Source organism: Psychrobacillus sp. FSL K6-1415 (assembly GCF_038003185.1).
Taxonomy (GTDB): Bacteria; Bacillota; Bacilli; order Bacillales_A; family Planococcaceae; genus Psychrobacillus; species Psychrobacillus psychrodurans.
This window is the reverse complement of sequence record NZ_JBBOOQ010000001.1, coordinates 1561181-1584175: the sequence shown is the minus strand read 5'-3', so window position 1 is coordinate 1584175 and position 22995 is coordinate 1561181. Positions and strand designations below refer to the sequence as shown.

Annotated in this window: 20 protein-coding genes, 1 pseudogene, 3 riboswitches and 1 other annotated feature (1 of these 25 running past the window's edge); of the genes and pseudogenes, 3 read left to right on the top strand and 18 right to left on the bottom strand. The window is 35.7% G+C overall.

The genetic code is table 11. The annotated features are described in order from the left end of the window. Positions 1 to 139, bottom strand: a binding site (T-box leader) (it extends 102 nt beyond the left edge of the window). Between the two features lie 51 nt (positions 140 to 190). Further along, complete coding sequence (gene hpaB / locus MKY60_RS07370) at positions 191 to 1627, bottom strand: 4-hydroxyphenylacetate 3-monooxygenase, oxygenase component (RefSeq protein WP_241595790.1); 1437 nt, start codon at positions 1625 to 1627, stop codon at positions 191 to 193. Between the two features lie 780 nt (positions 1628 to 2407). Beyond that, positions 2408 to 3193, bottom strand: coding sequence for an SDR family NAD(P)-dependent oxidoreductase (locus MKY60_RS07365; protein ID WP_340879414.1), 786 nt, complete (start codon positions 3191 to 3193; stop codon positions 2408 to 2410). Positions 3194 to 3440: 247 nt separating this feature from the next. Here MKY60_RS07365 and MKY60_RS07360 point away from each other — a divergent pair, with 247 nt between their 5' ends. After that, positions 3441 to 3764: a DUF3889 domain-containing protein gene (locus MKY60_RS07360; protein WP_340929298.1), complete on the top strand. Its 324-nt coding sequence runs from the start codon at positions 3441 to 3443 to the stop codon at positions 3762 to 3764. 94 nt (positions 3765 to 3858) lie between these two features. On the opposite strand, the gene ribH is transcribed toward MKY60_RS07360, so the two are convergent. From ribH to ribE, 3 genes and pseudogenes are all read right to left on the bottom strand, one after another. Further along, the gene (gene ribH, locus MKY60_RS07355) at positions 3859 to 4323 is read right to left on the bottom strand and encodes a 6,7-dimethyl-8-ribityllumazine synthase (RefSeq protein ID WP_093494516.1); all 465 of its coding nucleotides are present in this window, start codon (positions 4321 to 4323) and stop codon (positions 3859 to 3861) included. Between the two features lie 36 nt (positions 4324 to 4359). Further along, positions 4360 to 4947 (bottom strand): annotated as a pseudogene (gene ribB, locus MKY60_RS07350) (3,4-dihydroxy-2-butanone-4-phosphate synthase); the annotation flags it as partial. A 12-nt stretch (positions 4948 to 4959) separates the two neighbouring features. Continuing rightward, entirely contained in the window at positions 4960 to 5595 is a 636-nt protein-coding gene (gene ribE / locus MKY60_RS07345; protein WP_340879412.1) for a riboflavin synthase, read from the bottom strand. 139 nt (positions 5596 to 5734) lie between these two features. Further along, positions 5735 to 5866, bottom strand: a riboswitch (FMN riboswitch). A gap of 233 nt (positions 5867 to 6099) precedes the next feature. Continuing rightward, positions 6100 to 6231: riboswitch (FMN riboswitch) on the bottom strand. Positions 6232 to 6464: 233 nt separating this feature from the next. Beyond that, positions 6465 to 6596: riboswitch (FMN riboswitch) on the bottom strand. A 290-nt stretch (positions 6597 to 6886) separates the two neighbouring features. Between ribE and MKY60_RS07340 the strand changes: the two genes are divergently transcribed. After that, positions 6887 to 7111: a hypothetical protein gene (locus tag MKY60_RS07340; protein ID WP_090562342.1), complete on the top strand. Its 225-nt coding sequence runs from the start codon at positions 6887 to 6889 to the stop codon at positions 7109 to 7111. Between the two features lie 60 nt (positions 7112 to 7171). On the opposite strand, the gene MKY60_RS07335 is transcribed toward MKY60_RS07340, so the two are convergent. Next, positions 7172 to 8032 (bottom strand): YitT family protein, encoded by an 861-nt coding sequence (locus MKY60_RS07335; protein WP_093494514.1) that lies wholly within the window; start codon positions 8030 to 8032, stop codon positions 7172 to 7174. A 217-nt stretch (positions 8033 to 8249) separates the two neighbouring features. Between MKY60_RS07335 and MKY60_RS07330 the strand changes: the two genes are divergently transcribed. Next, on the top strand, positions 8250 to 9143 hold the full coding sequence (locus MKY60_RS07330) for a 3-hydroxyacyl-CoA dehydrogenase (RefSeq protein ID WP_340929297.1): 894 nt from the start codon (positions 8250 to 8252) through the stop codon (positions 9141 to 9143). 55 nt (positions 9144 to 9198) lie between these two features. On the opposite strand, the gene MKY60_RS07325 is transcribed toward MKY60_RS07330, so the two are convergent. The 12 genes from MKY60_RS07325 to MKY60_RS07270 all read right to left on the bottom strand — a co-directional run bounded on the left by MKY60_RS07325 (position 9199) and on the right by MKY60_RS07270 (position 22917). Further along, on the bottom strand, positions 9199 to 10668 hold the full coding sequence (locus MKY60_RS07325; protein WP_340929295.1) for a protein adenylyltransferase SelO: 1470 nt from the start codon (positions 10666 to 10668) through the stop codon (positions 9199 to 9201). Positions 10669 to 10879: 211 nt separating this feature from the next. Further along, positions 10880 to 11587, bottom strand: a complete 708-nt coding sequence (locus tag MKY60_RS07320) for an ABC transporter permease (RefSeq protein ID WP_241595809.1) — start codon at positions 11585 to 11587, stop codon at positions 10880 to 10882. Continuing rightward, complete coding sequence (locus MKY60_RS07315; protein WP_090562359.1) at positions 11584 to 12432, bottom strand: ABC transporter ATP-binding protein; 849 nt, start codon at positions 12430 to 12432, stop codon at positions 11584 to 11586. The genes MKY60_RS07320 and MKY60_RS07315 overlap by 4 nt, the downstream gene beginning before the upstream one ends. Positions 12433 to 12552: 120 nt before the next feature. Further along, positions 12553 to 13563 carry a LytTR family transcriptional regulator DNA-binding domain-containing protein gene (locus MKY60_RS07310; RefSeq protein WP_340929294.1) on the bottom strand — a complete coding sequence of 337 codons (1011 nt, stop codon included), beginning with the start codon at positions 13561 to 13563 and terminating at the stop codon, positions 12553 to 12555. A gap of 109 nt (positions 13564 to 13672) precedes the next feature. Continuing rightward, entirely contained in the window at positions 13673 to 15700 is a 2028-nt protein-coding gene (locus tag MKY60_RS07305) for a TRAP transporter permease (protein ID WP_340929293.1), read from the bottom strand. Further along, the gene (locus MKY60_RS07300) at positions 15693 to 16208 is read right to left on the bottom strand and encodes a DUF1850 domain-containing protein (RefSeq protein WP_340929291.1); all 516 of its coding nucleotides are present in this window, start codon (positions 16206 to 16208) and stop codon (positions 15693 to 15695) included. Before MKY60_RS07300 ends, MKY60_RS07305 begins: the two co-directional genes overlap by 8 nt. A gap of 73 nt (positions 16209 to 16281) precedes the next feature. Further along, positions 16282 to 17271 carry a TAXI family TRAP transporter solute-binding subunit gene (locus MKY60_RS07295; RefSeq protein ID WP_093494506.1) on the bottom strand — a complete coding sequence of 330 codons (990 nt, stop codon included), beginning with the start codon at positions 17269 to 17271 and terminating at the stop codon, positions 16282 to 16284. A gap of 228 nt (positions 17272 to 17499) precedes the next feature. Then, entirely contained in the window at positions 17500 to 17937 is a 438-nt protein-coding gene (locus MKY60_RS07290; RefSeq protein ID WP_090562374.1) for a RicAFT regulatory complex protein RicA family protein, read from the bottom strand. Then, on the bottom strand, positions 17937 to 19484 hold the full coding sequence (gene miaB / locus MKY60_RS07285; protein WP_340929286.1) for a tRNA (N6-isopentenyl adenosine(37)-C2)-methylthiotransferase MiaB: 1548 nt from the start codon (positions 19482 to 19484) through the stop codon (positions 17937 to 17939). The genes MKY60_RS07290 and miaB overlap by 1 nt, the downstream gene beginning before the upstream one ends. A gap of 339 nt (positions 19485 to 19823) precedes the next feature. After that, complete coding sequence (locus MKY60_RS07280; RefSeq protein WP_090562380.1) at positions 19824 to 20690, bottom strand: 2-oxoacid:ferredoxin oxidoreductase subunit beta; 867 nt, start codon at positions 20688 to 20690, stop codon at positions 19824 to 19826. Then, positions 20677 to 22431, bottom strand: coding sequence for a 2-oxoacid:acceptor oxidoreductase subunit alpha (locus MKY60_RS07275; protein WP_241595828.1), 1755 nt, complete (start codon positions 22429 to 22431; stop codon positions 20677 to 20679). Before MKY60_RS07275 ends, MKY60_RS07280 begins: the two co-directional genes overlap by 14 nt. A gap of 219 nt (positions 22432 to 22650) precedes the next feature. Beyond that, positions 22651 to 22917 carry a stage V sporulation protein S gene (locus tag MKY60_RS07270; protein ID WP_090562386.1) on the bottom strand — a complete coding sequence of 89 codons (267 nt, stop codon included), beginning with the start codon at positions 22915 to 22917 and terminating at the stop codon, positions 22651 to 22653. Positions 22918 to 22995: the final 78 nt, after the last annotated feature.

Below are 22995 nucleotides of genomic sequence, written 5' to 3'. Positions count from 1 at the left end.
CCCGGATAAGCTTACTAAAATCTTCAGCTCTTCTTCTCAGAGAGGATATTCATGTATAACCTGCACACTGACTTTCACCAAGTTGTCAGCTCTCTGGGGAACAAATCGATACATTACTCTTTCTCTTCAACGAATTTATATGCTTTTATTGAATAGTAATATAGCAAAATTAGAAGATAGTGTCAATTATTTATTCTTCCAAAATATCTTTCACTCGTTGTACATATTCTTCCGTATCATAGGAAAAGTATAACTGACTTGCCAATCGAACAGGATCACCAAAGAAAAAACGTTCATATAGTGTTTGCCGTGTGCCAAATGCACTCATAGTTAAATCCCATGCTAATCGGAAAAGTTTGACACGATCCTTTCCAATGTCTTCCCAAGATTGTAAGTAGTGATTTAACTCATTTCTAATAGGTGATTGAAATGCGCTTTCGGTTGGGATGGACATTAATCCACTGGCACCTAAGAGCTGAATTATTTCGCTAAAACGCGGATATATGCGTGGAAATACATTCATAGCAATTTGTAATGTGGTGCTGTCTGGTTGCATCCATCCGCCTTTGTCTACTTTGGCCTCTGCTTCTGATTTTAACACCAACGCTTTCATCGTTTCCAAGGCAATAATTATTTCAGTTGCTTTCTCTTGCACATGTTGATATTCTTCAATATTAATTGTTTCAATAATAGATTGGACAATTCCCAATATGAATTCAGTTTTCACAATCTGCCTAGATGCTACTTGATGAAGCGTAAAGGGCAAGAACGAGCTCGACTTCATAAAATTAGTTGATATAAATAAATTGTCATAATAAAATACACGCTCCCAGGGAACTAAAACATCGTCAAATACTACAATACTATCTATTTCTTCGTACTTCGAACTTAATGGATAGTTAAAATTGGAATCTCCTCCAACAAATGATTCCCTACCGATGAATCTTAACCCTTTTGTATTACAAGGTATTGAAAATGCAAAGCTATTACCTTCTTCTGCTTTCCCTCCTGCTGCAATAACTAATAGTTCATCCGTTATTCCACCTTGTGTCGCAAGTAGTCGTGCACCTTTTATAACGATTCCATCTTTGTTCTTGCCTACTATTTTTGCGGCTATAGGTTCATCTGAACGTTCCACATAAAATTGTGTGCGATTTACTTGTGGTTCTATAAACGTATGAGTCATAGAGATGTCATTTTCTCTTGCATATTCGTAAAATGATTGTAGATTATTTGGAAAACAATTCTTTTGGTCCTGCAATAAATGAACTGATGAGGCTAATGCCATTAATACTGTGTTCATATAATCCGGACTTCTTCCCATGAGTCCATTGTTCGATTTAGCCCATTTCTGCACCATTTCTCGTCTTGCCACTAAATCCTCTTTTGTCTTGGGCTGCAAATATGACATTCCTACCCATTTTTTTGTAGTTGGAGATAAATAAGTTAGAACATCTTTTAAGTCTTTGTCATGCTGAAGATCGTACAATCTAGCCTGACTTTTTATAATTCCTTTAAATGCAGGATGCTCAGAAATGTTCCCTAATACAGGTTTTCCGTCTATCCAAACTTCCGCTTTAAGCTGATCTATCCGATTAATGTACTGCTTGCCTGTTATAGCTGGCATACTTTCACTCCTAATGTATAGGCTGCACTTAGCTCTATAATATTACTTTTAGAGTAGAGTTGTGACTGTATAGGCGGGGATCATTCCGCTGCGCTTTCAGGAGATGGTTTGTGAATTACAAATAACCATGTGGTAAAAAAGTAATATTACAGGATAGCGAGGAAGAAGGTTTAATTCATGGCTATTAGAAAGTCGAAATAGAAATAAGTAATTGTGGGGATATGTTATGACTTCTAAGAAATCAAAAGGAAGTGATTTTCTTATCAAAGCAGATACAATGGAAGAACTTGTACGCAAATGTGAAGTTGACTTGGAGGACTTCAAGCAACTATTAAACTAAAAATTACTGAAAAAGCTACAAATGAGGATTGTGGTCGAGGAAACTCTGCTTATGATCTAATATAAATATTGACTGATTTAAATAACTAGAAACCCTTTTACAATTAGGATTTCTAGTTTTGTTTTCAATTCCATAATATTATTAAATTTACATTTTAATTGAGTCAATTTCATAATTACTTGTATTATTTAAAAGTACGAATGTTTACATAATATTGCAATAAATTATTCGTTTTTAGGGAAAGTTGATCCCGTCGATTGGAGTGGCAGCCGGCGACTCCAGCGGGAACAGCACGAGCTGAAAGCCCCGCAGGAACGTAGTGACGAGGAGATTGAAGCCGTGCCCGCGGAAAGCGTCCGCCTAGAACGGAAATCAGCATTGTTCGGGTTTAACTAAATAATATTTTTTATGAAATTGACTCAATTGATATTCTATTTCCCTTAAAGTGTTCCACCAGATCCACCATCGATATTTACGGCTGTTCCAGTTACATAGGACGCAGCATCGGATACTAGAAAAGTAATGACATTTGCTGCTTCAGTTGTTTCACCAATTCGTTGAAGTGGAATCGTAGGACCTACTACATTTCTAGAATATTCTTCCCAAGTAAGTTCTGGAGCATCCTTTTTCCATTTTAATTCGATTTGATTACTTCTGATAAGTCCAATGCAAACTGTATTTACCCGAATATTGTCTTTGCCTAAGTCTTTACTCATAGCTTTAGTCAAAGCCATACCAGCTGCTCGACTAACTGTCGTTGGTAAAGAACTTGCAGGTGGTGTTTTCCCTAAAACTGCTGTTACGTTTACAATAGCTCCTCCGCCTACTTCTCTCATATAGGGAATTGCAGCTTTTGAGGTATGTATTGCTCCAAATAATTTTAAGTCTAAATCTGTTTGCCATAAATCTGTATCCACTGAATCGAAAGGATTGGCAGATGAAGTACCCGCATTATTAACTAAAATATCAATTCGACCATAATGACTAATTGTTTTTTGAATGACTTCTTTACAAGCTTCCTCTTTTGTAATGTCAGCAGGAACAATTAATACGTCTGCTCCTGTTTCAGTTTTAATAAATGCCGCTGCCTCTTTTAATTTTTCTTTTCCTCTTGCACATAATACTACACTTGCTCCCTCTTGCACTAATTGCAAAGCTGTTTGTAAACCTATACCTTTACTTGAACCAGTAACTATTGCTACTTTTCCTGTTAATCCTAATTCCATTATGTTGCCCCCTTGATTTCAGTATCCTGTTCATCTTTCATTATATTACAAGTTTATCATTTTTCAGAATTATTACTCTCATTATATATAAACAGACTACATGAAGGAATTTATGTACTGATGAAGAAATACAACTTCCTTAAAACCTAAATTATGTTGTATTCGATAATGTTTTAATAAACATGCCTCTTCATAGAATTATTTTCAACGAAAGACTCATCCTAAACAAAAGGAAAGGAGTTTAATCATGCAGAAAATAGTTATTGCACTTGGAATTATTACTTCTACCCAATTAGTTCCAGCACATATACAGTCGATTGCACCTACACAACAGGAAATACCAGCTTATGCTAAGTGGGGACAGCTAGCTATGAAAGAAGCACAATCCAAATATCCGAATGCAAGTATTATTGACTACCTACATGAAGGAAAGGAAACTAAAGAAAGTTCTACAATTGAAAAATTTAAGTTATGGTTAAAAGATAGTGGTAAGGAATTTGGAGTATCTGTCAAGATTGAATATATTACTGACACTGATGAGCTTGTTAATATTCAAATACAAGAAAATTAGGATTTATTTTGAACATTTTTTTCTCCTTATTATAAGGATTAGTAAACCAACCAATGACCTGTTGCGTTGGTCATTGGCTTTCTTATTGCTCTTTTTACATTATCTTCAAAAGATTTGCCATCTCAATTGCTGATATAGCAGCATCGTATCCTTTATTCCCTACTTTTGTACCCGCTCGTTCAATAGCCTGTTCAATGGATTCAGTTGTAACAATACCGAAAATAACTGGTACTCCAGTTTGTAAACCTACTTGAGCGATTCCTTTTGCAGCCTCATTACATACATAGTCATAGTGTGTAGTAGCTCCACGAATTACTGTTCCAAGACCAATAACAGCATTATAATTATGTGATTCAGCCATTTTTTTTGCAATAAACGGTACTTCGAATACACCTGGAACCCATGCGACTTCTATATTTTCTTCCTTTACCCCGTGACGTTTCAATCCATCTATTGCGCCATCAACTAGCTTTGCATTTATAAAATCATTAAAACGCCCTACGACAATACCTATTTTCAAATCTGTTCCGATTAAATTTGCTTCTATTGTTTTTACCATCTTATTCTCTCCTTAGCTAACTTTATTATTTGTTAAGTAATTTGATAATTCTTCAATTGTTACAATCTTCACTTGAAATTGTTGGGCAAATTCCAGTAAATCTGGTAAGCGTGCCATTGTCCCATCTTCGTTCATAATTTCACAAATTACACCAGCTTTTGACGATGCACAGAGTATTCCAAAATCCACGGCAGCTTCTGTATGTCCTCGTCTTTCTAATACACCACCTGGTTTTGCAATAAGTGGAAAGACATGTCCAGGTCGCTTAAATTGTAGTGCTCTAGCTTGTGGATTAATCACTTGCAGCATTGTTTTAGATCGATCGAAAGCACTAATCCCTGTTGATGTCGTCTCATGATCAATCGACACAGTGAATGCAGTTTGATGAAAATCTGTATTGTCAGAAACCATCGGATGCAATTGCAATTCCTGGGCAATTTCTTCATGAATAGGCATACAAATCAACCCCCGACCATATTTGGCCATGAAATTAATATTTTCTGGTGTAGCAAATTCTGCTAAGCAAAGAAAATCCCCTTCGTTCTCACGGTTTTCATCATCTATTAAAATAATGATCTTACCTTGTTTTAAATCCGTTATTGCTTCTTCTATCGTATTTAGCATGTTATTATCTCCTTAAAAACCGTTCTGCTTTAGAAAATCTTGTGTAATAGTTGATTCCTTTTTATTTTTAACATATTGATACATATACTTTCCTAGCATGTCACATTCAATATTGACTAGTTCACGCTCTTTCTTCATCCCTAACACTGTCTCTTTGTTTGTATGGGGAATTAGTGAAATAGTTATTGTCGACTTAGTTATTTCAAAAATAGTTAAACTTGTACCATCTACGGTAATAGATCCTTTGGGAATACAAAAGTGACTTACATCTTCTGGTACAGTAATATCAATATAAACTGCATTTGCAGTAGGTCGTTTCTTCAATATCGTACCTACTCCGTCGACATGTCCGGAAACGAAATGTCCACCAAAACGGCCATTTGCGCCCATTGCTCGTTCTAGGTTAACAGCTGAACCATTTTTTAATAAATTGGTTGTAGTCGCATGAAATGTTTCTGGCATTACATCTACTGTAAATTCAGTTTGAGAAAATGTGATTACAGTTAAACAAACACCATTTACTGAAATGCTATCGCCCAATTTTATATCTTCTAAAATTCTGTCAGCTTGGATAGAAAGTTGCATACTGCTAGCACTTTTTTGAATGTTTTTTACAATACCTTGCTCTTCTACAATTCCTGTAAACATTGTATCCTCCTTTACTAATATGTTTTGAGGAGAAATCAGAAGCTTCTTAAAAACAAAAAACTCCGCCCACAAAGGTGACAGAGGAAAATTAGGTAGATTCAAACAAGCCTTTTGTAAATATTTCTCAAAAAGCATCGAACTACTCCTTCTCCCATCCAGACTATAACTGTCGGCTTTGGATTCACACCAAATCATGCTTTTTACGGCTCACAGGCTTCAAGATTGCTCTTTTACTGTCGATTGGGACTTTCACCCGACCCCGAAGGATAATTATTCAATTTAAAAAAGCGCAAGCTCCTATGCCAGCCTAGACAACCGGATAATAATTGCAATAAAGGCTACCTTTGCCTTTACTGCCCAGACTGAAACGACATGAGGAGCTATTCGTTGTAACTAGACATAAAAAAACACATCCAGAATTCATTGGATGCGAGAGAAGTCGTACTTTAATAAGCCCTTTTATATCGTTTTTTAGTATAACTAAAAAACCTATACAATAGGCACATATTCCTTCTCCCATCCAGACTATAACTGTCGGCTTTGGATTCACACCAAATCATGCGTTTTACGGCTCACAGGCTTCAAGATTGCTCTTTTACTGTCGATTGGGACTTTCACCCGACCCCGAAGGATAATTATTCAATTTAAAAAAGCGCAAGCTCCTATGCCAGCCTAGACAACCGGATAATAATTGCAATAAAGGCTACCTTTGCCTTTACTGCCCAGACTGAAACGACATGAGGAGCTATTCGTTGTAACTAGACATAAAAAAACACATCCAGAATTCATTGGATGCGAGAGAAGTCGTACTTTAATAAGCCCTTTTATATCGTTTTTTAGTATAACTAAAAAACCTATACAATAGGCACATATTCCTTCTCCCATCCAGACTATAACTGTCGGCTTTGGATTCACACCAAATCATGCGTTTTACGGCTCACAGGCTTCAAGATTGCTCTCTTACTGTCGATTGGGACTTTCACCCGACCCCGAAGGATAAATTATTTAATTGGTCTAAGAATAACAAGTCCTTAAATTTTTTGCAAGTTATTCCGATTACAAACTCCTAACAAAAATTAAATCAGAAATCTAAAAGTGCGTCCACGTTAACCTTTACAATTGCAATGATTGCCTATTTCAGCCTGAACTAGTCTGTCTTGAGTTTATTGTTTTGAACACCTCTTCTTTTTAAATAGATATACAAATATGTTTACAACTTATAGAAGTTCTATATCTTTCAAATAATCATAAAATACATAGATTCTAAAATATAAAATAAGGGGAAATGGAAATGTATGCTGTTCATTTTATGGAGAAAAATATAATTGTTTTAACTCAAGTATTGAGAGATATCCCTGCGGTCGAAGACAATCTAAAAATTAAAGGCCGAAAAGGCAAAGTGATTAGTGTCCAAGAAACCGAAGAAAATGGCATCCATGTACAAGTTGAATTTGAACAGATTGTAGATAAAAATAAAGCTGCTACAAAAGAACTTGGGAAGAAAAAACGAAAATAATTTTTTTATAATAAATACCCGTTAAATGACGATAGTTACTCATTTAACGGGTTTATTGTATTAGTGAATATCACGTTTTTTGAAGCTACCGCCTCTTACTTCTGCCACATCTGTGATCACAACAAAAGCACTTGTGTCCAATTCTTTAATAATCGTCATTAATTTGTTTTCTTCCATACGAGTAATTACACATGTAACAATATCCATTGTTTCATTTGAAAAACCGCCACGTCCACTTGAATATGTAACACCACGACCTAAACGATCTTGAATTGCAGATCCAATCTTCTCAGATTGTTTACTAACAATACGCACAGATTTAGACTTTTCAAGACCAACTTGAATTACATCAATTACGATTTTAGCTATGTAATAAGTAGTAGCTGAATAAAGTGCACTTTCTAAACCATATATAAAACCTGCACCTACAAAAATAAACGCATTGATAAGTAAAATGATATCTCCTACTGAAAACGGTACTTTTCGAGATACAAGGACTGCTAAAACTTCTGCTCCATCAAGAGCTCCACCGTTTCGAAGGACAACCCCAATACCAACACCTAGCATTACTCCCCCAGATATTACTACTAATAAAGGATCCTTTGCACTTAAAATTGGCTCGATATGATGCAGTAAAACTGTAGAAATAGATAGTGATGCTATTCCAACAATACTCATTATTGCAAAGGTTTTACCGACTTGTTTATATCCTAAATATACAAATGGAATGTTTAATACAAATAGTAATACGCCAAGAGGAATATTAAATAAATATGTTCCCATGATACTAACGCCTGTTACCCCACCGTCAATAACTGAGTTTGGTATTAATACAGCTTCAAGTGCATAACCCGCAATAGCTGCTCCTATTACGATCAAAATTATTCGTCGGGTTGTATCCGCTACTTTGTTCGTCTGCATACGCTTTTAAAACTCCTTTTTCTAAAAATTGAACCTAACTAGATTACTCTTTAATTTTAAAGATAAAAAAGCTATGTTACAAGTTAGAGTTCCTATAATTATCCCTTTCTGAATTATATAGTGTTTGTTATATTCATTTTGCTATACTCTGCTTGAACATTCGCTTAAAGGGTATAGTAAAACGATTATACTTTTTATATTGGAGAGGAGATTGTAAATGAATTACGAACAAATTACAGTTGCCGGTAGTGGAGTTTTGGGAAGTCAAATAGCTTTTCAAACGGCATTTAAAGGTTTTCAAGTTGCAGTATATGATATTAATGATGAGGCTCTTGACAATGCAAAAAATAGAATGATGAATTTAAAATTACGTTATAAAGAAGATTTAGGAGCTACTGACGGAGAAGTTAACGAAGCATATAATCGTATTTCTTTCTACACTGATTTAGAAAAAGCTGTAATTGAAGCGGATCTCGTAATCGAAGCAATCCCTGAAGTTATACCAATAAAAAATAATTTCTATAAGGACTTAAGCAAAGTTACACCACAAAAGACAATTTTTGCAACTAACTCTTCTACATTACTACCTAGCCAATTTGCCGAAGTAACAGGTCGACCAGGAAAATTTCTAGCATTACACTTTGCCAATGAAATTTGGATGAACAATACAGCCGAAATTATGAAACATCCTGGGACAGAGACCCAAGTTTTTAATGATGTGATTAAATTTGCCAAAGCTATCGGGATGGTAGCTTTACCATTACAAAAAGAACAGCCAGGATATATATTGAATTCCCTTCTAGTTCCTTTTTTAGAAGCTGCACAACAATTATTAATAAATGACATTGCTGATCCTGAAACTATCGATAAAACTTGGATGATTGCAACGGGCTCTCCAAAAGGTCCATTTGCTATTCTGGATATCGTTGGAATTAATACCGCATACAATATTGCCAATGCAAAAGGACAATCTGGCAACGATCATTTCATTAAATTGGCCAATATCTTAAAAACAGATTATATCGATAAAGGCAAAACTGGCAGAGAAGCTGGAGAAGGATTCTACAAATATCCAAACCCCAATTATTTGAAACCTGATTTTTTATCCTAATTATTAGTAAAAGCCTGTAAACTTAGAATGTTTACAGGCTTGTTTTAACTTTTTTTTAAGTACCGCAAAACGTTTTATACGGTCTTGAGGTATCAGGGGGTAGTGAAGTATAATCCATATGATCAGAACTATAATCGTATGGTTTAGAAATTACTTTAAGAAGGCTCTTTAGCACACTATAATCTTGATTATTCACTGCTGCTTCAATTGCTTCTTCTACCCGATGATTTCTTGGAATGACTGCAGGATTACTTTTCTGCATCAGCTGCTGGATAAATTCTTTAGACACATCTTGTTTTTCAACTCTAGCTAGCCACTTCTCATACCATTGGTCAAAATCTTTTTTACCAAACAAAACAGTTTCCTCTAAATTATCAAGAGTCATCAATCGGAATGTATTAGTATAGTCTGCTCTGTATTTCTCCATAAGTTGAAGCAAGTTATCAATTAACGAAAGGTCCTCTTCTCCTATATTAAAAATACCTAGCTTATTCCCCATTCCCGTCAACCAGTAAGTCTCATATTTTTCCGGAAATGCCCCTATTTTTTCTGTTGCAAGTTTGACTGCTTCTTCCTCATCTTCATGAATAAGTGGTAATAAACTTTCTGCCAACCTTGCTAAATTCCAAGCGGCAATATTCGGTTGATTTTCATAAGCATACCGACCATGAGTATCGATTGAGCTAAATACTGTTTTCGAATCAAAAGTATCCATGAAAGCACAAGGACCATAATCGATTGTTTCACCACTTATTGTCATATTATCCGTGTTCATCACTCCATGAATAAAGCCAACAAGTTGCCATTTCGCAATTAAAGCTGCCTGATGCTCAATCACTTCCTGGAGTAATAATAGATAACGATTTTCTTTATCCAATAGTATCGGATAATGTCTCTCTATTGCATAATCTGCCAAGTCTTTTAAATCGTTTATACTTCCCCATTTTGCAGCAAATTGAAAAGTACCTACACGTAAATGACTAGAAGCTATACGCGTCATTACAGCTCCTGGTCCAACAGTTTCCCGCATAATATCCTCACCTGTAGTGACTACAGAAAGGCTACGAGTCGTTGGAATACCAAGTGCATGCATAGATTCACTAATAATATATTCACGAAGCATTGGTCCAAGTCCTGCTCTTCCATCTCCTCCACGAGAATATGGTGTTCTACCTGAACCCTTCAACTGGATATCAACTAGTTCTCCCGAAGGCTTAATATGTTCACCGAGCAGCAGAGCTCTACCGTCCCCTAACATAGTAAAATGTCCAAATTGATGCCCAGCATAGGCCTGTGCTAAAGGTATCCCACCTTCTAATGTGCGATTGCCAGCCAGTTCCTCAATACCTTGTCCACTTTCTAAAGCTTTAGGATCCAGTCCTAACGTAGTTGCTAATTCTCCATTTAAGACAACAATTTTGGGGTTGCTAACAGGATTTACGTTAATAACTGTATACATTAATTCCGGCAGATTGGTATAAGTATTCTCCAAGTTCCATCCTACATTTATATTAGCTTCTGTCATCGAATCTTCCTTTCCTTAATTGATAAAGCAATACTAGATACTTATTTTTATTATACCCTTACTTAGTCAAGATACGCTTCCTTAGCATTTATACTTATCTTTCAAAAAGAGAATGCCCTATAAAAGGCATTCTCTGTATATTTAAACAAATATTTATTATTCAGGAGCAATAAAGCCCCTACATTTTGCTGATGCTTTATCAGACTTAAAACTAATCCACCATTCGTTTTTTATATACAACCGCAGTTAATATATATACGACCACAGTCCAAATTAGAATTATAGCCAGATTTGAAATTACATCACCGAATCCTGCTCCACTTTCCACTTTTGTTGCAAGGTCAATTAGTTGAATGTTTGGCAAATATTCAACTATCTGCAATACTGGATACTTCTCTATCCAAACAGTTACAAATGATCCCATTGTAAAAACAGCAATAACAGGAAGAACTATTACAGAAGATTCCATAACTGATTTTGCAATAAGGCCCAATAAAGTTCCTAAACCTATGAAGAAAACAGATGAAATAACAATAGCTGTTGCAATGATTGCAATATTAGCTGGACGATATTCCGATAAATATGCACAGAAGAATGCAATAACAATAGTTAATACAAATGATAACAGGCTTTTTCCACCAAGAATTTCTAATGTACTGGCTGGAGATAGCATAAGTCCACGTAGTGTGTTCTTTTCTTTTTCTTCAGCTATCAAGCAACATTGGACGTATGTACCAACCATGGCAAACGTCATATTGATATTCATAAAATGAGCTTGTATTGTATCTAATCCCATACGGCCATATACAGCAGCTAAAATTAGTGGTAAGAATACCACGATTGAAACTGCTAAGTTTCTTGAGAAATCCTTAAAGTCTTTTTGAAAAATTGCATTTACTCTCTTCCATGAAAACGTCATACCAATTCTCCTCCAGTCACTTTTACAAATATATCTCCTAAAGTTGGTTCATTTGAATGTACTGTTTGAACTCGATTCTCTTTCATAAGCTGGAACATTTCTTCTGCTCCCTCTGAATCCTTTCGTAGTACAACTTTCTCATTGTTCGATAATTCTACAGTTACTGTCCCATCTGCAAATTGTTTTTTAAGCTCTCCTGGCTTATCAAGAAGTTGAATTTTTCCCTTGTGAAGGAAAGCTACTCGGTTACATAAAACATCAGCTTCTTGCATGTCATGAGTAGTTAGGAATATCGTTGTTCCTCTATTATTTAATGCACGTAAGCCATTATAGATATGTAGTGTATTTACTGGATCCAATGCAGAAGTTGGTTCATCTAAAAATAGCAGTTCAGGTTCATGTAATATTGCTCTAGCTAAATTGACTCGCTGCGTCATTCCTTTAGATAAAGTGGAAATCTTCTTTTTCCCAGCTTCCTTTAAATTGACAAAATCCAATGCCTCATCAACTTTAGAATTGGGTAAGTCGTAAAGTTTGCAGTAAAGCTGAAGATTTTCAATTATTGACAGCCTTCCATATAATCCACTATTATCTGTTAGAACACCAAATCGTTTTCGAGCTGTTGGATTTTTCAGGACAGAAACGCTCTCTCCAAAAACGAAAGCTTCTCCTTCTGTTGCATTCAATTGTCCCGTTAAGATTTTAATAGTTGTCGTCTTGCCAGATCCACTAGGTCCAAGAAATCCAAATATCTCTCCCTTTTTAACTTCAAATTGAACATCTTCAATTGCTTTAAAGTTTGAATAATATTTTGCTAGACCTTTCACTTCGATTGCGTTTTCCATTTAAAAACCTCCTAATTTTTTGGTTGAGCATTTTTGTATGAACAACCTAAGATTAAGAGATATTCTCATTAAAAACCTTATATTTCAGGTGAATGGAGTTAAATTTGGGGTGAACGGAGCTTATTTTAGGCCCAACATTCCTTTTAAATCAGTCATTTTCGTCTTTGAAAGTGGTATAGATGATTTTTCCGTATCATCCAGAACTAAACTGTAACTATTTCTAGTCCATGTAATTACTTCGCGCACTTTTTGTAAATTCACAATATAAGATCTGTGACAGCGAAAAAATCCAAAGGGTAATAATCTTTCTTCTAAATCATTTAACGTAAATGCACACTGAAAACTTTCTCCCTTATTATGCAAAAAAGTTTGTCCCTCAATGCTCTCTATATAATCGATTTCTGGTGGATCAAATAATACAATTTTTTCATTTACCTTAGTTGGTATTTTTTCAAAACGAATAGGTTGAACAATCTTGTCTTTATGTTCATTTCCTGTTTTCTTATTTGAATCATTTTGCGTCTCCACTTCTAATTGAATTGGATGAAGTCCTTTTTCATCCAAGCGGTATATTTGATCAGAATAAGCTAAAGCACTTTCTACTTGCCCCGTCAAAATAAGAATTGTTTTCTGTGACGAACTCAACATTTTAAGTATATTGATAAAGATTTTTTTCGATTCAATATCTAGATTTTGATCGGGTTCTTCCATTATGTATATGGCAGGATTTTGGATAAGTATATGTGCAAGTTGAACACGTTTCTTTTCAGAATATGAAAGTTCTTTTATTCTCTTATTTTTTTTGCTTTCCAACTGCACAGTCTGTAAAACTTCTTCAATTGATTGATCGGATTGATGAATACGATGAAAAAATTGTAGAGATTCCTTCACTGTAAGTCTTTCATATTCCCCTTCACGTAAGAAATAAAATCCTAGTTTTTGCTCGGAATCAAATTCTATCTTGCCTTTCGATAAGTTCGTTTTCCCTAGCAATATGAATAACAGTTGCTCGCGAACATTGACGTTTGAACAAAGTGAAACGATTTCACTTTCATTAATAGTTAAGTTAAACTCCGGAAAAAGTATTGCATCATTCATCTGCTTTTCAGCTAGTACAAATTTCATTAACATGTAAAAAACCCCAATTCTTTCTATCTTTACTCTATTATATAAAAACACGAGCCAAAATGGGCTCGTGTTTTACTTTAAATTTATATTTTACTTAAGAAGAAATGAAATTTTAATGTGCTATTGCTTCTGGATTATTCTTACCCTTAGTAAACAATTGAATTGCTAATAGGATTGCAAAGATAATTAATCCGGCAATATCTGAAAAACTTTCTGGGTAAATCAAAAGCAACCCAGTTCCAACTGCAAATATTCTTTCAATCCATGTTACCTTGCGATACCAATATCCAATCATTCCTGCACCAATTGCAATCATTCCGGTAATTGCGGTAAATACAACCCAAATAACTTCAAGGAATGTCGTATCTATCATGAGTAATGCAGGCGAGAATATCACCATATATGGAATGATAAATGCTGCTATTGCTAATTTAGCAGCCACAACTCCAGTTTTAATTGGATCTCCACCAGAAACCCCTGCTGCTGCAAATGCTGCAAGTGCAACAGGTGGTGTAATATCTGCAATAATACCAAAGTAAAATACGAACAAATGCGCAGATAAAGCGACAACTAATGGTACTGTAGCACCTGCAGGCATATCAAGCATCAAAAGTGTGATGATAGCCGGTGCAGCAATTGTTGACGTAATTACATAATTGGCTGTTGTTGGAGAACCCATACCTAAAACAATAGATGCTAACATCGTAAAGAATAGAGTTAAGAGAATATTTCCACCTGATGCAGAAATAAGACCATTTGCCAGGCTTAGTCCTAATCCAGTTTTTACAACTACTCCAACAATAATACCAGCAGCAGCGGTTGCCGCTGCAACTGCTAATGCAGTTCTTGCACCATCAACTAGAGCATCAATTATATCTTTAAAATTCATTCTAGTTTCCTTATCAATTGCACTGAATACTACGGCAGCAACAATCCCCCATAACGCTGCTTGCATCGTTGGTACCCCTATAAACATTAGAACAATAATCGTTATAATTGGTATTAATAAATATAACTTTTTCAAAACTTCTTTGCGATCTGGCATTTCTTCTTTTGACATACCTTTTAGTCCAACACGTTTTGCCTCAAAATGTGTCATAATCCATATACCAGCAAAGTATAAAACTGCTGGTATCGCTGCTGCTTTTGCAATTTCCCAATAAGTAATACCACCGATAAACTCTACCATTAGGAATGCCGCTGCACCCATAATTGGGGGCATTAATTGCCCGCCTGTAGACGCTGCTGCTTCTACTCCACCTGCAAATTCCTTTCGATAACCTAGCTTTTTCATCATTGGTATCGTATAAGAACCAGAAGTTACTACGTTAGCAACTGAGCTTCCTGAAATAGTACCCTGTAACGCACTGGAGAAAATGGCAACCTTTGCAGGTCCCCCAGTTAAACGACCTGCAAGTGTTACCGCTAAGTCATTGAAGTACTGCCCAACTCCGGTTTTCACTAGGAATGATCCAAATAGCAGGAAGACAAATATAAATGTAGCAGATACACTAATCGGAGTACCTAAAATCCCATCTGTTGTAAAGAACATTAGATGCACTAAACTGCTTAAATCTTGCCCTCTGTGCGCTAAGAAACCTGGAAAATACGGTCCGAAGAATGCATACACTAAGAAAACAGTAGCGATTATTGTAATAGGTAACCCGACAGTACGGCGAGCTGCTTCTAAAGTTAATAATATTGCTAATGCACCTACTATAAAATCTAAATCTGTCATTGTTCCTACTCGAAAAACTAATTCTTGATATTGTATCGGCCAGTAGAGACCTACTCCAATAGATAATATGGATAAAAGATAATCATATATTGGAATTTTTCTTTTTCGAATTGATTTTTTCATTGCGGGGAACATTAAGAAAATAAGGGATAATGCAAACCCTAAATGTATTGACCGTTGAATATAAGCTGTAAATTGACCTTCAATAGCTGTATAAAGTTGAAATAAAGAAAATGCTAATAATCCAAAGAAAATTACCTTCTTCATAATACCATCTACAGATCTTGTATTAGATTCAGGATCGTATTTCTGTAAAATGGCTTGCTGTTCTTCTTCCGATAACTGTTGAAAAGATTCTGTTTCAGACGATTCGCTGTTCGGTTTTGATTGTTTTTCAGTCATTCATCTTAGCTCCTTTCCATTGTTCATATAGAGATATTTTTTTTACTTCAAATTCATATGATTTACTACGTTCTAATAATTTTTTTAAGTCATATTCTTTTTGTTTATATTTAAATATTAAATCCATATCAATATCAGCAACAAAAAGAGTAAAAGAATTGATAACTTTATCATCATAGGAAAGTTTATATATCCCATCTTTCTCTTCAAAAGTTTGCCCTTCTTCTGCGTGTCCAGGCATTCCAATTGCTAAATCCTCATACATCATTGATACTAATTGAATTTTAGCATCCTCTGTTATTTTATATAGTTCTATTACATCACTTTTATGTATAGAATGTGTGAATATAATTTGGAAGTCTCGTGCATCCTCAATCCGTAAATAATATAATTTAGGATCGTCACTTCTAGTTTCAGTAAAAACAAATACTTGTTGATATGGAAAGAAAAATGAAATGCCAACAACGCATAAAAGGACTATTATTCCAAACACCTTAAGAAACCGCATTTCTTTGCTCCACCATTCTTTCAATAAAAAAGGGACATGTAAGCAACAGCAACATGCCCCCGAGCATTTAATTTTATTTATTTACTTCATCAAAATACTTTTGAGCACCAGGATGAATTTTAATCCCAATACCTTCTAGCCCAGTTTCAGGTTTAATAAATTGACCTTTTGGATGAGTAATACTACCAGCATTATCATAAATTGCTTTTGTCATCTCATAAACTAAGTCCTCTGGTAGCTCGTTAGTTACAGCTAGCATTGCTAATACAGATACTGTAGGTACTTCTTCAGTTAATCCGTAAGTACCTGATGGCACTACATCTTTAGCGTAATATGGATATTTTTCGATTAGCTCATCAGCTTTTGCATCTTCTACAGGAACGATTACTACATTAGCAACTGCGTTCAACGCTTCTACAGCTCCAGTTGGAGTTCCCGCAGTAATAAATGCCGCATCAATTTGACCAGCTTGTAAACTATCTTGTGATTCACCAAAATCTAAGTTTTGTGGTTCAATATCGTCCATCGTTAATCCATGAATTTCAAGTAATTGTTCTGCATTTGCATATGTTCCTGATCCAGGAGCACCTACAGAAATTTTCTTGCCTTTTAAATCATCGAATGACTTAATCCCTGTTTTGTCCGTAGTTACTAGTTGAACTGTTTCTGGATAAAGTGCACCAAGTGCAGAGATTGTATCTACTTTATTGTCCTTAAACATTAACTCTCCTTCTGTTGCATAGAAAGCGATGTCTGTTTGTGTGAATGCAATTTCTGCAGTCCCCTCTTTTAGTGCTGTCATATTTGCTGCTGATGCTTGTGAAACCTCAGCTGTAGTTTTAATCCCAGTTTCACTGCTGATTAATTCCGCAAATGTTCCCCCAAGTGGATAATACGTTCCTTGTACTCCACCTGTTAATAAGCTTAAAAACTTGTAGTCTTCTTTTGTTTTACCAGAATCTCCATCTGACGATGAATCCCCTTCATTTGAGCCACATGCTGCAAGTATTAATAAAACAAAAATACTTAGTATGCTTAATAGCTTAAACTGCTTTTTCTTCATACAATTTCCCCCTCATATATATATTCCCAAAGTACATAACAATTTTAACACAAAAGTTTAACAAATTGCCAACCAATTATGCATTTTCAGTGTTTTTATAAAAGTATATTACTAGTTTTCTTTACAGTACAGAACTATTATTAACCCAGTTTTGAAAGACTCGGAACAAGCAATTAAAGGCATCCATTTAATCCTTTCAGATTAAATGAATGCCTTTTAAAATAAGTATTATGAACAACTATCGTACGTTGTATTTTTTACTTTTGATCCTGTTTCGCCTCTTAATAGGTCACCATCAGTTGCTTCAATAATTTGATTTGTTACATTATTAGAAATTGAATTTGCAACTAGTTGTAGCAGACTATTTACGTCACCTTGTGACTGTTTGAATTGTTGTACAATCGGTAGACTATCAATTTCTTCCTCGATTGCTGAAATTTTCCCCTCAATAAGTGTAAGAGCTTTTTCTTTCCCTAAATGCTGAAAGTTGACAGCTTGTTTTTGTAAGCTTTTAAGACTCGCTATTTTTTCGCGTACCTTTGTATTTTCATTGATTTGCTCTTCGGCACGTTTGAAGAATTCAACTTCTTCTGTATTTGCAATCATAGTTGCAATTTCTTTTGCTTTTTCAATAATTTCGTCTCTAGTATATTTTGTTGTAGACATTATACTCCCACCTTTTGCTCGATTGTTTCATTTACTAGTTCCCCAGTAAGTGACCATGTTTTTGCTTCTGTTATTTTCACTTTAACTATTTTGCCAATAATATCTTTAGGACCAACGAAATTAACTAGTTTACTTTTACTTGTGTAGCCTGCAAGTACATCGGGGTTGTTTTTACTCTCACCTTCGACTAAAACTTCCACAATTTGTCCAGCATGTCTTTTCATAGCTTCAGCTGACATATCATTTACTAACTTATTTAAACGCTGCAGTCTTTCCTTTTTCACTTCCATCGGTACGTTATCTATCATTTTTGCAGCTGGAGTACCTTCCCGTGGAGAGTAAATATACGTATAAGCAATTTCGAAACCGACTTCTTTATATAGTGATATTGTTTCTTCAAATTGTTCATCGGTTTCATTTGGGAACCCAACAATTATATCGGTTGTTAATGAAACATTTGGGATAGCAGCTTTTATTTTACGAACAAGTTCTAAATAATGCTCTCTTGTATATTTACGAGCCATTATTTTAAGGATATCCGATGATCCAGATTGAACTGGAAGATGAATATGATCAACTAAGTTTCCGCCTTTTGCAAGCACTTCGATTAAGTGATCATCAAAGTCCCTAGGATGACTAGTCATGAAACGTATGCGAGCTACGTCAATCTTCCGAAGGTCATCCATTAGATCACCAAAGCGATAATCTAGATCTTCAAAGTCTTTTCCATATGCATTTACATTTTGACCAAGCAATGTTACTTCCTTGTAGCCTTGCGCCGCAAGATGTCTAATTTCTTGGATAATATCTTCCGGACGACGACTGCGTTCTTTTCCACGTGTATATGGAACGATACAATATGTACAGAATTTATCACAGCCATACATAATATTAACCCATGCCTTAATCGAACCCTTACGTACTCTCGGCAAGTTTTCTATAACGTCTCCTTCTTTAGACCAAACTTCCACTACCATTTCTTTAGAAAGGTAAGCCTCGTTTAATATATTAGGAAGACGGTGAATATTATGTGTACCAAAAATCATATCTACTTGATTGTAAGTTTTTAATATTTTGTTGACAACTGATTCTTCCTGCGACATACAACCACAGACGCCGATTAATACATCTGGATTTTTTTGTTTTAAATGTTTAAAATGACCAAGCTCACCAAATACTTTGTTTTCAGCATTTTCACGAATGGCACAAGTATTTAGTAAAACAACATTTGCATCGTCTACAGTATCCGTAGGTTCATATCCTAGTTGCATGAAAATGCCTGCCATTACCTCTGTATCATGCTCGTTCATTTGACAGCCATAAGTACGTATATAAAATTTTCTATTTTGACCCATGCCTTTAAATTGCTCAGCAATAGCAAAGTCGTTGTGGTATTCAACCTCTTCTTTGCCACGTTTCTTCGCATCTTTTAATGATGGTGGAGTATAGACTGCTTGAAAATATTTACTATAATCCTTCTCGGACTTTTTATCCAAAGAACTAGCTTCCTTCACTTGAGTACTTTGTAAACGTGATTCCTCGTTCATAAGAACTCTCCTTTCCTTCATTCGTGAAAAGTACGAATATCCCTCCTATTATACTGAATAGTTCTCTAATGCCACAAGGCTTTCAACTTAAAATTTCTTATTTAGACAAATTAAGCTCAGATAATTGAATTATTGAGGTTGGGTGGGAGATGTTATGGGCTATTTCCTCATTATAAAGGTCTATCCGAGCATATTTAAGAGCTATAATCTGTCTATGAAGGGCTAGCATGGTTTTTATGGGCTATCTTCTGCTTGTTATGGGCTATTTTTTAATATTTATGGGCTTTCGTTCGTATAAAAATAGCCCATGAACATTAACGGTTCATGAGCTCAGTTATATCACATAAAATCTTGAATTAAAGCGTTGAATTCCTGTTCACTCATCTTCAAATTTTGATCGACAAGTGGGGTTGGAGCATAACCAGGAACTTGTTCTTGGTAGGATGGGGCGTTTTCATCTTGATAAATAATACCTGTAACAAGACCTTCTGTTTCCATTACTACTTTCATAGCTTCTTCTCTGTTAGTAGAGTCATATCCTTCGACAGCAGAAAGCTTTGTTAAATGTTCTTTAAACCAGTCATAAGTATTTACCTTATTGTAAGTTACGCATGGGCTAAAAACATTGATGAACGAAAATCCTTTATGATTAATGCCAGCTTCGATAATTGCAGTTAGCTCTTTAATATCAGAAGAAAATCCTTGCGCTACAAAAGTTGCTCCAGAAGTTAGGGCCAGTTCTAACGGTTGAACAGATGGTTCAATTGCTCCACCAGGAGTTGACTTCGTTTTAAAGCCCTCTGCTGAACGTGGGGATGTTTGCCCTTTTGTTAAACCGTAGATTTGGTTGTCCATGACAACATAAGTTATATCGACATTACGACGGATGGAATGAATGGTATGACCCATCCCTATTGCAAATCCATCACCATCACCACCAGAAGCAATAACATGTAAATCTTTGTTTGCCATTTTTAATCCCTGTGCAATTGGAAGTGCACGACCGTGAATACCATGGAAACCATATGAATGAATATATCCAGAAATACGCCCAGAACAGCCGATACCAGAAATTACAGCTAAATCATGTGGTTGAATGCCAACATTTGCTGCAGCACGTTGAATTGCTGCCTGCACCGAGAAGTCACCACAACCTGGACACCAGTTAGGTTTTACATTATTACGAAAATCTTTAAATGTTACCATCTGTTAGCAACTCCTTTACTTGTTTTGCAAGCTGTAATGGTAAAAATGGTGTGCCATCATATTTTGTTACACTTACCAATTTATCATGACCGCCAACATTCATTTTAATGATATTTGCTAATTGACCAGTTGCATTATTCTCTACTACTACTACTTTTTTCGCTTTTGCAACTAGTGAGTGCATTTCTTCCACTGGGAATGGATGAATTAAACGAATATGTGCATGATTTACTTTAATATCACTTTCAATAAATGTTTGTTGTAATTCTTCTAGCACTCCTCTAGTAGAGTTAAAGCCAACAAATAGTATATCCGCTTCTTCGTAAGGTGCGTTTACGTATACCGGCTCTTTGAAGTTAATATGCTGAAGCTTCCCTAAACGTTTATCCATTTGAGCTTTACGATTTGTTGCTGCCTCAGATGGTTTACCTGTTTCATCATGCTCAACCCCAGTTACATGGTGAATTGCATGCTCTGTACCCGGTAGAACACGTGGTGATATTCCATCTTCCGTTACTTCAAAACGCTTGAAGTATGATTTATCTTCAGCTACAGGAATTTCATCATTTTCTACTAATTTACCACGACGGATTTCAACCTTAGAATAATCAAATGGCTCTACTGTTTGTTTACCGAGTGATAGTTGTAAATCTGATAAAATAATTACTGGAAGCTGCAATTCCTCCGCAATATTGAAAGCTTGAATAGTATCATAGAATGCTTCTTCTCCAGTACTTGGTGCAATAACCACCTTTGGAATTTCTCCATGAGTTCCATAAATCATTTGCATTAAATCGGATTGTTCTTGTTTAGTCGGTAAACCAGTTGAAGGTCCCCCACGCTGTGTATCCACAATTACAAGTGGTTGCTCCGTCATACCGGAAAGACCAATTGCCTCCATCATCAGTGAAAGCCCTGGACCTGCAGATGCAGTAAAAGCACGAACACCACCATAGTTTGAACCAATTGCCATTGTAGCAGCAGCAATTTCATCCTCTGTTTGTATAACAGCTCCACCAAATAATGGTAGTTTTTTAATCATATATTCCATAATTTCCGATGCAGGAGTAATCGGATATGCAGCCATAAAGCGAACACCCGCTGCTAATGCACCAAAAGCAATCGCATCATTTCCTATCATAAACATCCGATGTTTTCCGTCAGCAGGCGCAATTTCCCACTCACCAAGACGATCTCCCAGTTGCTCAGCCATTGTTTCAAAGCCCTGTTGAATAGCTTGCATGTTTTTTTCTACTACTTCTTGTCCCTTTTTACCAAAAATTTCATCTACTACCCCTTGGAATACTGCTTTATCCAAGTTAAGTAGTGCAGCACTTGCGCCAATTGCTACCATGTTTTTCATAAGAGATGTTCCAAGTTCTGCAGCTACCTCTGTGAAAGGAACAATATACATTGGTGCCTTACAATCTTCAGGTGCTACTGGTGAGAATTTCGCATCTGCCAAAACTACACTTTTTTCCGTTAACTCTTTGTAGTTGACATCAATTGTTTCTTGATCGAATGCTACTAAAATATCTAAATCATCTGGAATTGTACGAACTTGCGTTGGACGTACACAGATTTTATTGTTTGTATGGCCACCTTTAATTCGAGAAGAGAAATGACGGTATCCGTACAGATAGTATCCTAGGCGGTTCATCGCCATTGAGAATATTTCTCCTGTACTTTCAATACCCTCTCCTTGCTGCCCTCCTACTTTCCAAGAAAGCTGTTGCAACATATAAACATCTCCTTACTATTCGATTAAATACTAATTTCCTTCATAAGTTTATCACGAACTAGCAGTTATCACTATGTATTCCCCGTATTTTTATAGAAATTCAGACCTTTGACGGAAACGTAGTGTCACAAATTATTCGAAAAAAATCTATAAATTCATTTAGTTAGTACTAATTATTAAAAAGAGAGGTCGCCTACTATAAAAGTAGCGACCCCCCGTCTATTTTGCTTTTTTTTCAACAAGTAACTTTAAAGCTGTTCGATCTTCACCTGATATGACAATATCGGTGAAGGCAGGAGAACAAGTTAGGTCTGTTCCACTTGGGGCTACAAATCCTCGGGCAATTGCTATCGCTTTGATAGCCTGATTTAATGCTCCTGCTCCTACTGCTTGCATCTCTGCATACCCTTGTTCTCTAATTACTGCAACTAATGCCCCAGCAACTGAATTTGGGTTTGATCTGGAAGATACTTTTAAAGAATCCACTATCATTTCTCCTTTTGTCGCTATATTATGAACTTGCTTCTGGTTCATAATCTAACTTATGCGCAGGAGTAATCTTTT